This window comes from Mucilaginibacter sp. UYCu711 (assembly GCF_050433825.1).
Taxonomy (GTDB): Bacteria; Bacteroidota; Bacteroidia; order Sphingobacteriales; family Sphingobacteriaceae; genus Mucilaginibacter.
This window is the reverse complement of the sequence record NZ_JBNPWM010000001.1, coordinates 829,915-842,073: the sequence shown is the minus strand read 5'-3', so window position 1 is coordinate 842,073 and position 12,159 is coordinate 829,915. Positions and strand designations below refer to the sequence as shown.

General features: G+C 40.8%; 10 protein-coding genes. 5 read left to right on the top strand and 5 right to left on the bottom strand.

Translation table 11 applies throughout. From position 1 onward, the window contains the following. The first annotated feature begins 60 nt into the window (after positions 1–60). The 3 genes from ABIB50_RS03800 to ABIB50_RS03790 all read left to right on the top strand — a co-directional run bounded on the left by ABIB50_RS03800 (position 61) and on the right by ABIB50_RS03790 (position 4,799). The gene (locus ABIB50_RS03800) at positions 61–2,166 is read left to right on the top strand and encodes a ComEC/Rec2 family competence protein (protein ID WP_429377394.1); all 2,106 of its coding nucleotides are present in this window, start codon (positions 61–63) and stop codon (positions 2,164–2,166) included. 71 nt (positions 2,167–2,237) lie between these two features. Continuing rightward, entirely contained in the window at positions 2,238–2,873 is a 636-nt protein-coding gene (locus tag ABIB50_RS03795) for a hypothetical protein (RefSeq protein ID WP_429377393.1), read from the top strand. 66 nt (positions 2,874–2,939) lie between these two features. After that, on the top strand, positions 2,940–4,799 hold the full coding sequence (locus ABIB50_RS03790) for an LTA synthase family protein (RefSeq protein ID WP_429377392.1): 1,860 nt from the start codon (positions 2,940–2,942) through the stop codon (positions 4,797–4,799). Between the two features lie 224 nt (positions 4,800–5,023). Here ABIB50_RS03790 and ABIB50_RS03785 read toward each other — a convergent pair whose 3' ends face one another. The 4 genes from ABIB50_RS03785 to ABIB50_RS03770 all read right to left on the bottom strand — a co-directional run bounded on the left by ABIB50_RS03785 (position 5,024) and on the right by ABIB50_RS03770 (position 8,428). Further along, entirely contained in the window at positions 5,024–5,632 is a 609-nt protein-coding gene (locus tag ABIB50_RS03785; RefSeq protein WP_429377390.1) for a hypothetical protein, read from the bottom strand. Positions 5,633–5,754: 122 nt separating this feature from the next. Next, complete coding sequence (bioA, locus tag ABIB50_RS03780) at positions 5,755–7,020, bottom strand: adenosylmethionine--8-amino-7-oxononanoate transaminase (protein ID WP_429377389.1); 1,266 nt, start codon at positions 7,018–7,020, stop codon at positions 5,755–5,757. After that, positions 7,017–7,457, bottom strand: coding sequence for an NUDIX domain-containing protein (locus ABIB50_RS03775; RefSeq protein ID WP_429377388.1), 441 nt, complete (start codon positions 7,455–7,457; stop codon positions 7,017–7,019). The genes bioA and ABIB50_RS03775 overlap by 4 nt, the downstream gene beginning before the upstream one ends. Next, on the bottom strand, positions 7,457–8,428 hold the full coding sequence (locus tag ABIB50_RS03770) for a cation diffusion facilitator family transporter (protein ID WP_429377463.1): 972 nt from the start codon (positions 8,426–8,428) through the stop codon (positions 7,457–7,459). The genes ABIB50_RS03775 and ABIB50_RS03770 overlap by 1 nt, the downstream gene beginning before the upstream one ends. A 254-nt stretch (positions 8,429–8,682) precedes the next feature. On the opposite strand from ABIB50_RS03770, the gene ABIB50_RS03765 reads away from it, so the two are divergent. Both ABIB50_RS03765 and ABIB50_RS03760 read left to right on the top strand, forming a co-directional pair. Then, positions 8,683–10,191, top strand: a complete 1,509-nt coding sequence (locus ABIB50_RS03765) for an alpha/beta hydrolase (RefSeq protein ID WP_429377387.1) — start codon at positions 8,683–8,685, stop codon at positions 10,189–10,191. A 139-nt stretch (positions 10,192–10,330) separates the two neighbouring features. Then, the gene (locus ABIB50_RS03760; protein ID WP_429377385.1) at positions 10,331–11,524 is read left to right on the top strand and encodes a pyridoxal phosphate-dependent aminotransferase; all 1,194 of its coding nucleotides are present in this window, start codon (positions 10,331–10,333) and stop codon (positions 11,522–11,524) included. Between the two features lie 68 nt (positions 11,525–11,592). On the opposite strand, the gene ABIB50_RS03755 is transcribed toward ABIB50_RS03760, so the two are convergent. Continuing rightward, positions 11,593–12,144 carry a hypothetical protein gene (locus tag ABIB50_RS03755; protein WP_429377384.1) on the bottom strand — a complete coding sequence of 184 codons (552 nt, stop codon included), beginning with the start codon at positions 12,142–12,144 and terminating at the stop codon, positions 11,593–11,595. Positions 12,145–12,159: the final 15 nt, after the last annotated feature.

Sequence of the window (12,159 nt, the reverse complement as noted above, 5' to 3'; positions counted from 1 at the left end):
ATAGGATTTATGGATTGCCTTGATTAAATTAGGCTCATCAATCTTAATCACAGTTAGGTAATGCTTGCTAATCATAAAGGCGAAATACCATTTGTAGTGCTCATCCTTCCTTTTTTATTGGGGATAACTATGGGTTTATCTTTTTGGTCTGTTAATTATTTAGGATGGATACTCGGCCTGCTCCTCTTCTTTGGATCAACCTTTATAATTCTCAATCTTAACTACGCACGTTTCGGTTTATATAAGCTGCGATGGATTGGCGGTTCATTGATCACCTTAATCTTGTTTTTAAGCGGTTGGTTTAGTGTTATCCAATATAATGAGTTAAACAGCGATAAGCATTTCTCTAAAACTCCGGCTAAATATCTCCTGATAAAGATCAATAATGAACCAAACATAAAAAACGGACTGGTACGATTTACCGCCAAAGTTGAGCGGCGGATTGATAGTACCAGGCATGTATCTACATCGTCGGGCACTTTACTGGTGTCCATTAAAGATATTATGGCAAACAACCTTTATTATGGCGATGAAATACTGATTCCCGCTACCTATAACTTAGTTGATCCACCCTTTAATCCTGCCGAGTTTAATTATAAAAAGTACCTGGCTAATCAGAACATTTATCATCAGATCTTTCTATATCCCGGACAATACAGGGTATTGAATCACAATGCAGGTAATCCGGTAATAGCCTACTCATTAAGATTAAGGCAGCGTCTGGTCGAAAAGTTAAAACTTAATATGCACGATACTTCGGCTATCGCTATTGCGTCAACATTGATATTAGGCTATAAAGCCGATTTGAGTAGTGAAATACTTCAGGCTTATTCTAAAACAGGCACCATCCATATCTTATCAGTTTCGGGCGGGCATGTGGCGGTAATTTATTTGTTGTTAAATATTCTGTTTGGCTTTTTAGGGCGATACAAACATGGTAAAGCTATTAAGGCCGTTTTGATCATATCATTGATCTGGTATTACGCCATGCTTACCGGCTTCTCGCCTGCCGTATGCCGGGCGGCGGTAATGATATCGCTGATCATTATCGGCAAAACCTATAGCCGTTATATCAATACCTTAAACATACTGGCGTTCTCGGCATTTGCGCTTTTACTCTATGATCCATTTTTTATTACTGATGTTGGTTTCCAACTCTCCTACCTGGCTGTTGCCGGATTGATCGTGTTTCAGCCATTGGTTTATAAATGGTTAATCTTTAAAAATAAATGGGTTAATAAGTTATGGGCAGCTTGTTCGGTATCCATAGCTGCGCAGGTTATTACGTTTCCGTTAAGTGCGCTGTATTTCCACCAGTTCCCGGTTTACTTTTTAGTGAGTAACTTGTTTATATTGATTCCAGCGGAGATCATATTATGTGCAGGCATGGCTTATTTGGTACTGCCGCAAATCCCTGTAGTTTCTGTTACCATGGCTTGGGTATTGGAGAGATCAATATTAATAATGAATAAGGTGCTAACCTATATTGAACATATCCCCTTTGCCAGTATTAACAAAATATGGTTAACTAATGCAGAGTATATAATGCTCTGCGTGGTCATTATTTGTCTATTTTATTTCTTTTATAACAAGAAGTCGTGGTTACTAAAGACGAGTTTAATGTTGATGTTTTTGTTGGCGATAAGCGTAAGCGCCAAACGGCTAAACTCTTTCAACGCTTATAGCATTACTTTTTTAAATATGCGAAAGCATTTAGGTATTGTATTTAAGCATGGCGACAAAGCAATTATACTAACTGATATCAGCCCAACCGATAAAAACTATCAATACGCTATTCAACCTTATTTGGATAGTTGTAAGATAACAGATACTACGGTATCCAACTTAAAACGCGATATTAAGGCTACGTTTTTGCAACAGCACAATAACCTTATCCAATTCAATGATCAAAAGATCCTGATATTTAATAGGGCGATGCTGGATAAAAAATTAACAGCAAAGTTAAAAGTTGATTATTTGTACATAGCCGCTAATCCGCATATCACTATAAAAGAGCTTAATACCAATTATGATTACAAAACCTTAATAATTGATGGCAGTAACACCGATAAATTGGTTACTAATCTTTCCACCGAAGCCAAAAGTATAAGAATTAATTATAAGGTGATTAAACGTAACAATTCTTTAATAGTCGTATCTAATTAAAAAAATATATTAAAGCGAAAATTTGCTTAATAGGTGATAAACAACTAAATTGGACTTATAAACAACAAAAAATGAATACTAAATTAAAAATTGCCTTAGGCCTGGCATTTACGGCTATCGCATTTAACGCAAGCGCTCAAAAAACTTATACACAGGGTGTAGTTACTTATCAAATGACAGTTCCGCAAGGCGAAGTCGAGTCTAAACTTTACTTTACGGCCGACTCAAACGCTGTCGTTAGTCAGCAAGGTCCGGCAGCCATAAAAATGGTGGGTAACGCTTCAGGTAGCTACTTTGCTGTTTTGGTAGATGTACCGGTAGCATCAATAAAGAAAGCAGCGGTTTTGACTCCTGATGAAATAGATCAAGCTATAGCAGCGGCACCAAAATTCACTTTTACCCCAACTACCGAAACCAAAGTTATCAGTGGGTTTAACTGTAAAAAAGTTGATGTTAAGGATACAAAAAGCGGTAGCAGCTACACTGCCTGGGTAACTAATGATATTACTCTACCTGCTGTTAGCCTAACAAAAGCTTTTAAAGACGCGGGTGGTACACCTGTACAGTTTACAGCTATACAGCAAGGGCAGGCAGTGAATGTTCTGTTAAAATCTGTAAGCGAAGAGAAAATACCGGCAGGTATGTTCGGCCTGGCTGGATTTGAAAAAATATCACTTGACGACCTGAAAGCTATGGGCGGCCGATAGTCAGCCACATAACATTTTTTTAAAGGCTTCTTAACCTTATGGTAAAATAGTTATTTTTGCCATCCGATGTTAAGAAGCCTTTACAGTTTTATCCGTTTTTATATCTTTTGGCTGCTGTTCTTTGTGCTAACAAGGGCCACCTTCGAGATATACTTCCACGACAAACTTCAGGGTACCACCTCTCTTGATATCTTAAAAACCTTCATTTATGGCGTCCGGATGGATGCATCGGCCACGGCTTATATTGCATTGATCCCCCTATTGGTTTTTATTATAGGCTGGTTTGTTAGCGATAAGCCTGTTAAAAGCATCTGGCTAAAGGTATATACCTGGTTCTGTTTGTTCTGCATCAGCTTAATTGCTGTTGTAGACCTGGGCCTGTTTATTGAATGGGGGGCAAAAGTAAACTTCAGGGCATTTGATACGCTGTATAACTCGCCAGCCGAGTCAATGTCCTCCACCGCATCCTCTCCAATTGCTTTGCATTTAACTATTATGCTTGGTTTGTTGGTTGCAGGTATTGTGTTGGCTCATTTTATACTTGATCACTCGTTTAGGAAGCCGGTAACAACTACCAAAAACAAAGTGCTGTTTGTTATTTTATTAGTGGGTGTTAACTTTCTTTTTATTAGAGGCACTTTATCGCCAGATCCTATCAATCAAAGCGCGGGCTATTTTTCTGATAACCAGATATTGGACCTATCGGCCCAAAACACCGAGTGGAATCTGTTTAACAACGTGTTTGAAAACTTACGCAAGCCTTACAATCCTTATTTGTTTCTAACGCCTGCCGATGCCGAAAAAACGGTAGCAGAAACTTATAAGACGACTAAGGATACTACCATACATATTCTGAACACGGATAAACCTAACGTAGTCATCATCCAGTTAGAGAGCTTTACGGCCGACCTGATCGAATCATTAGGCGGCGAGAAAGGTGATGCGCCAAACTTCGAGAATTTCATTAAACAGGGTGTACTTTTTAACAACATCTATTCGGCGGGCGACCGTACGGATAAGGGCATCATCGCTATTTTAAGCGCGTTCCCATCGCAGGCTATCCGCACTATTGTTATTGACACACTCAAGCAACGAAAGCTTCCGTCGCTGATGAATGAGTTTAAAGGTACCGGTTATACCACCTCATACTTCTATGGCGGCAACAGCGATTACATGAACTTTGATACCTATATGGCCGACCATAAAACCGATCATATAATCGACCAAAAGACTATGAAGCCAAGCGAGGTAGGCACCACCTGGGGCGCATACGATAATGTGCTTTTTGGCAAACACCTGGCTTATATGGGCAGGCAAACCCAACCAGTGTTCTCGTTATTACAATCATCAACTAACCACGAGCCGTTCCTGCTGCCCGGGCCGCCGCATTTTAAAGGCAAAGGTGTTGAAGATCAGTTTAGAAGCACGGCCCGGTTTACCGATTCGTGCCTGAATGCTTATTTTAAGGAAGCTAAGAAGCAGTTGTGGTACAAAAATACCTTATTTATCTTAGTGGCCGACCACGGGCACCGGTTGCCTAAAAGCACCGCTGCTGCTTACGATCCGCAGAAATACCATATCCCGTTACTATTTTTTGGCGATGCTGTAAAACCCGAATATCGCGGTACAAAGGTTACTAAGCTGGGCAACCAGGTTGATATAGCCGCTACCCTGCTGGCTCAGCTTAACCTGCCGCACAATCAGTTTAAATGGTCTAAAAACTTATTGAACCCCTATGCGCCCGAGTTTGCGTTTTTTGATTGGGATAATGGCTTTGGCTTTATGCTGCCTAACCAGGCAATATCGTACGATAGCTCTGGCCAGCGCGTGATCTATGTTAAGAATAAAGGCGTTAGTACCGACAAAGCGCTAACCACCGGCAAAGCCTTTATGCAACTGGTATTCACCGAATACCTGGCCTATTAGTGTTTCACTAATAAAATGAAACACTTTGAAACACTCTTTTTTATAATATGCTGATAATAAGTTAATTGCATTTTTGAGTGAAACACTTTGCAACAGTACAAAAACTTTAAGTAAATAGTATTAAGGCGTTGTATATAAAGTATTTATGCGAATTTACTAATTTCAGAGAATTTGGAGTGAAACACCCTAAGTGAAACACGCCTAAGAATCTTAGGTATGGCTGTTTAATTCACTTCCTCACCCAACGCAACCACCCAGTCATTAAACAACCGGGTTTCCATAGCCACCGCTTTATCAGCATGTAACTGCCATTGCGGCGAGAAGGTTTTAAGCTGATTGATCATTTCTTCAAGGTGCCCCTCTTCTTCCAATATAATCGACTTAACATTGATCTTGCTGCCTGCATTATCCAATGCATCCTGGTATATCGGATAAAGCTCATCCGCACGCACTTCAATAGCATAAGTAACTAAGAGGTATGCGGCAAAGCGTAATTCCTTACCGGTTAAATGCAGTTCCGTTTTCAAATAGCGGCATACCTCCACATCCAGCATATTCAGGTAATATTTACTGTAGTTTGATGCTACCAGGTATTCATCCGCATAGGTTGGGCAAAATGCTTTACCTGTTTTTTCTATCTGTTTTTTCAGGTAAAATGCATGGCGATGCTCCTCGGCCGCATGTTTTAGTATGATATAGGTAACGGTTGTCGGGTCCTCGCTGGCTGAAATTTTGCGCGCCCCGGTATTTTCCATTAACGATAAAGTATTTAACCATCGTGCATGCAGTTGGTTATCGGCAATTATAGTAGGTAGTATGTTGTGTAAGCTCATAAGCCCCCTCTAAATCTCCCCCGGCAGGGGAGACTTCTTGTTTAATATTAGTTTAAATTTCTTGATGCCCTCTATTCATTTGTTTTCAAAGTCCTCCCTACCGGGGAGGATTTAGGAGGGGCTTATATCTCCTTCAGCGCCTGTTCTATTTTGCTGTAAATGTAATTCAAGTCGGCGTTGGTTATGCAATACGGAGGTAAAATATAAATAATGTTACCCAAAGGGCGCAAAATTATGCCCGCATCTAAAAAGTAATGATATAACCTGTCGCGCAGCGAATTAAAATAGGATGTATTGTTACCTGTCTCCCATTCCATTGCTATGATAGTCCCGGTTTGGCGCACGGTTTTTATTTTAGGGTGATCTTTGATCTTTAATGCAAACTGGCTGTGCGCTTCGGTGATGCGTTGAATGTTAGCTGTTGTTTCTGTTTCTAAAAACAGGTCCATACTTGCCAACGCCGCCGAGCAGGCCACCGGGTTAGCGGTAAATGAGTGTCCATGAAATAATGTCTTTAGCTTATCGTCAGATAAAAACGCGTCAAATATAGCCTGGGTACAGGTTGTTAATCCCAGGGCCATGGTGCCACCTGTAAGGCCCTTAGAGAAACACATAATGTCCGGCTGCTCGGTTATATGGTCGCAGGCAAAACGCTTGCCTGTGCGCCCAAAACCGGTAAATACCTCATCTGCTATTAACAGCACTCCCTCTTTGCGGCAATGTGCCATCAGTTGGTTTAGGTACCGCGCTTCATACATCAGCATACCACTTGCACCCTGCACCAACGGTTCAAATATAAAACAGGCGAGTTCATTCTTGATACTTGATACTAAATACTTGATACTACCTATGTTATTCTCCTCCGGCAAATCAATAAATTCTACTTCGAACAGTAGCGAATCAAACGGGGCGGTAAAAGCGCTGCGGCCGCTTACTGCCATAGCGCCAAAAGTATCACCGTGATAGGCGTTTTTAAATGCCAGTATCTTAGTACGCTGGTTTCCCTGGTTGTTCCAGTACTGCAGGCACATCTTTATGGCTACTTCGGTAGCTGTCGAGCCATTATCAGAATAAAATGCTTTTTGTTGATTATCAGGAAGTATTGCCAATAATCGTTCTGCCAGCTCGACCGCAGTTGGGTGCGTAAAGCCCGCAAATATTACGTGCTCCAACTTAGTTAACTGTTCGGCTACTTTTTTGGCGATGTAAGGATGCGCGTGCCCGTGGATATTAACCCACCAGGATGATACGGCGTCAATATATTTCTTACCGTCCTCGTCGTATAAACAGGCGCCTTCTCCCCTAACTATCGGCACCGGCGGCTGCGCAGTTTGCATCTGTGTGTAGGGATGCCATATAACTTTAAGGTCGCGCTCAACTAAACTCATAAATTAGCTATTAAAAGTTTTGCAACGTGCTGGTCTGTCGGGAAGGTAAAATCATCAACCCTCAACTCTGACAATTTAATCCATCTAAACGATTGTAATATTTCTCCTTCACCGTCAAAATCAAAAGCAACGGCTTTAAATGCCAGTTCTAACGGCGATAAGTTCTTTACTATATAATATACGCTGATGATCTGCGAATCGTTAAAGACTGATTTCACAAAGAAATCCGTAGTGTAAAAATGACTGCTCACCGCTACTTCCACATTGCATTCCTCTACAAACTCGCGTTTAAGCCCTTCTACCAGCCCCTCGCCAAGCTCTAAGCCACCGCCCGGGAACTTGGTAAATTGCATACCATATTCCTGCTCGTCGCTTATCAGTATTTCCTGCTCATCATTTATCAGCAGGCCGTAAACACGTACATTAAATAACGCCATTATTCAAAGTGTTTTTTATTGCGGATAACCCTGTCCATCGTCCACACAATATCTTCTGTTTTAGCCTCGGCCCTTACCGGGCAGTTGGGCATATTACAGTAATGGCAGCAATTGGGCAGGCATGGGTCGGCATGTATAAATAATTCTGTTTTAGTAACATCGTTGTTTATCAGTTTATCAACCAGCGATACCTCTTCATGTACCTTGTTCAGGTCAAAATAATATGGCAAGGTTAAATGGCAGTCAATATGCAACTCATTACCATATTTTTGCGCCCTGAAGTTGTGAATATCTATCCATTCGTCGCGACGCTTATCATTTAACAACTGCACTACTTTAGTAACCACTTCAACGTCGGTTTCGTCCATTAAACCGGCTACTGATCGCCTAACCAGTTTGTAACCGGTAAAAATTATGTACCCTCCTACCAGTATGGATAAAATACTATCCAACATCAATATTTTAGTAAAATGGATTAATAGCAAGCCAATCACCAGGCCGATGCTGGTTACCATATCGGTTATTAAATGATGACCATCAGCCTCGATAGTTATAGATGGCAACGATTTGCCTTTTGCTATCATGTAATAACCTAACGCACCGTTAACTGCACCGGTAATACCAATAATAATTGCGCCTATCAATAAATCATGTATCGTGTTTGGATGAAATATTCCGTAAACAGATTTAATAATGATGACGGTGCCGGCAACAAAGATCAACGCCCCTTCAATAAAAACAGAAAAGTGCTCTATCTTGCCATGGCCATAAGGGTGGTTCTCATCCCGCGGTTGTGATGAAAGATAGATACTAAAGAAGGCAAATGAACTTGCAATTACATTAACAATACTTTCGGCAGCATCTGTAAGTACAAAATTGGAGTTGGTTAATATATATGCTGTAAACTTAGCCAGCATTAACACAATACCGGTAATTAGCGAAATAAGAATGATCTTTTTTTGTTCCTGCAAAGTGGCTTTATTATGCGTCAAATTTATAAATATCAAACGGGAAATACAGGTAATTGTTCCTTTTAGTTTCTCGGCCGTTGTCTTTGTCCTCACAGACAACTAATTGCAGAAATGCTGCCGTTGGTGAGGACATAAACGGCGGTAAAACGACCGTAATAAACTTAATTAACTATAGAATTTTATACCAATTTTAAACAGCAAATTTAACAATGTAACCTTTTTTACTTTACTTGCGTCATTATAGAAATCTATAAATGAAAAAGCTGATAACACTTATTATTTTCATTAGTACATTCTCTCGATTGGCAGCTCAGGACAGCTTACAAATAGAACGTGTAAAGAATCAGTATCTGGCTGAGCAGAAAATACTCGGAAAAAAATTCTCGAACGCTTTTTATCCCTACTACGTGCGTATGCATCAGCTCTCTGAAAAAGCGTTTGCAGTGAAAATAGACTCGGCAGCAAAAGGCTTTTATTCCTTACTCGATACTTATAAATCAAAACTTCCGGAAGTTTATATTGCAGCCCAGCAATTCGAAATCAAAATGTATTTTGATAAAATACTGATTGAATACCCTCAAAATCATGAAATTTATACAAATGAACACCCGAAGTCTTATCCTATTATAGATGGCAAAGTAAAAAGCGATCGACAGCTTTTTAATGATCCCTCACTGTTGGATAATTCAGACCTGATGCCTTTTATTAGAAGTTTTTTAGGTTATAAAATCAATGCAGAATTAAATAATCCAATCTATAAAGGGCTTTATAACAAGCGGCTTTATGCCATGTGGAATCTGCTGCCTAAGTATATTACAAATCAACAATGTATAAATTACCATAGGTATCATCTTTTATCAGATCATATAACTCACAACGGTGTCAAACAAACCATAAAGCTCTATCAGGCTTTTAAAAAACAATGCCGGGACAGCTCTTTTATCGCAAAGCTTGAGGAAGTATATCGAAACTCTTATAATGACTTAAAAGACCACCAGGTACGGGAATATAAGCGCATTGGTACTTATGGGTTGGATATTCACATTTTTCAAAACGGATTAGCTGGAAATACTAAAAAACCAGCTATCGTGTTTTTTCACGGCGGCAGTTGGTCAGAAGGTCAGGCTTCATGGCATTTTGAAGCATGCCGAAAATACGCAGAAAAGGGATGGATAGCATGTTCGGTAGAGTATCGTATCTACGGCTCTCAGGGAACCCTGCCATTCTCTGCCGTAATGGATGCCCGCTCAGCCATTCGGTGGTTGAGAGAACATGGGACTGAATTGAATATCGATACCGGGCGCATCGTGGCCACCGGAAACTCTGCAGGAGGCCACCTGGTTCTTGCTACAGCGCTAGCTAACGGATGGAATGAAAAAAGTGATCATCTGAAATTCAGCCCGGTCCCCAACGTTCTTTTAGTTAATTCGGGCGTGTATGACCTTACCGATGAGAAAACTGCATGGATAAGAAAGGATCTTAAAAACAAAGATCTTACAAAAGGAATATCTCCTAACAATCTGGTAAAACCCCATTTGCCGCCAATGTTGCTGGTGCATAGCGCATCAGATCAGAATGTACCTTACCCTTCGGTGCAAAAGTTTGCAGCGTTAATGACGGCCGCCGGTAACATATTTGAATTAAAAACCCTGGAGCAAGGAGGACACTTTATATTTGACCATCCCGCATACACCCCTACCGTTTTTGCCTGGCGAAAAGAATTTTTGAAAAGTCTTGGTTATCCTGACAATGACGGAGAATAAGTTGTTTGATCACTAATTGCAAAAATGCGGCCGTTTGTGAGGATACAACCGGCGGTAAAATGGTATAACCTTTTACCTTTTTCCGCTTCACCTTTTACCTCTAAAAACCTATATTTGCCGCAAACAATAAACACATACTATGAGTGCATTAAGTAACAGGATCAACAACCTGTCAGAATCAGCTACTATTAAAATGGCCAAAATGGGCCGCGAACTTGCCGCTAAAGGTGTTGATGTGATCAACCTTAGCTTTGGCGAACCGGATTTTAATACCCCCAAGCACGTTAAGGAAGCCGCTAAGAAGGCAATGGATGATAACTACACCTATTATACCCCGGTGCCGGGATATCCTGAACTGCGTAAAGCTGTTGCTGCCAAGCTGAAGAACGAGAATGGCCTTGATTATGATTTCAGCCAGATCGTGGTTTCAACCGGTGCCAAGCAATCAATTGCCAACGTATTGTTTTGTTTGGTAAACCCCGGCGATGAGGTAATCATCCCTACCCCTTACTGGGTGTCCTACTCGGAAGTGGTAAAACTGGTTGAAGGCGAAAGCGTTTTTATTGATACCGCTGTTGAGCAGGATTTTAAAATCACGCCCGCGCAATTAGAAGCGGCTATAACACCTAAAACCAAGGTGTTCCTGTTCTCATCGCCATGTAACCCTACCGGTAGTGTTTATAATAAAGAAGAGTTAGCAGGCCTGGTTAAAGTATTTGAAAAATACCCGGACATCTATATCATATCTGATGAGATCTACGAACATATCAACTTTGTAGATAAACATGAGTCTATCGCGCAGTTTGCAAGCGTTAAAGACCGTGTAGTTATTATCAACGGCTGGAGTAAAGCTTTTGCTATGACTGGCTGGCGTTTGGGCTACTCGGCTTCAAATAAAGAGATAGCAGCAGCCTGTGATAAATTACAAGGCCAAATCACTTCCGGTACATCATCTATCAGCCAGCGTGCCGGTATTGCCGCTTACGAAGGCGGATTAGAAACTGTACTGGAAATGCGTGAAGCCTTTAGACGTCGCCGCGACATTGTATATAAATTAATGACCGAGCTTGACGGTGTTAAAGTAAACCTGCCTGATGGCGCGTTTTACTTCTTCCCGGATGTTACTTATTACTTTGGTAAAAGCTACAATGGCAAAACCATTAATGATGCCGATGAATTAAGCATCTATTTATTGGAAGAAGCGCATGTATCAACTGTGGGCGGTGATTCATTCGGCGATAAAAAATCTATCCGCATGTCCTATGCAGCGTCCGAAGAAAAATTGGTTGAAGCAATGGCGAGGATAAAAGCTGCCTTGGGTAAATTAGTTTAACCTTTTAACCCTATAAAAAAGCCCCTATGCAATTTGCATAGGGGCTTTTTACTTTTAAATAAGATTGATTACAATTCAAATCCGTAAGCCAAACGCAGACCTACTATACCGTAGCTGTTGTTCTGACCAGAAAAATCTTCGTAACGTACGCCAACATCCCATTTTTGATTAGCCCAACCTAAACCTGGAGCTAATATTAGCTTAGTGTTTTTGGCACCTTTTGTTTCAATTCCGGCACCTGCTTCTGCAGAGAAATAAAATTGATCTGCAAAAAATGCTTTGAAACCAGCTTTTACAGGTATCATGCCTGCACTTGATCCCTTAACTGTAGTTGTTACACCACCAACAGTTGCAGAATAATCCTTTCCGAAGAAATTATAATATCCTGAAGTCAGCATCAAAGCAAAATGATCGCTTGTATTATACTGTAAACGTGCGGTACCGCCTATTTCAACATTCGAGTAGTTATGCATGTCGCCAGTTGGAGCGCCTGCTTCAAGGCCTATACCAAAGCGTAATTTGCTTGGTGGAGTGGTAGTTGTTTGTGCTTTTACAGTAGCTCCGATTAATAGCGCAACACCCGTTAAAGCCGCTGCCGCTAAATTTGTTAACTTTTTCATTGTTGTGTTTCTCTT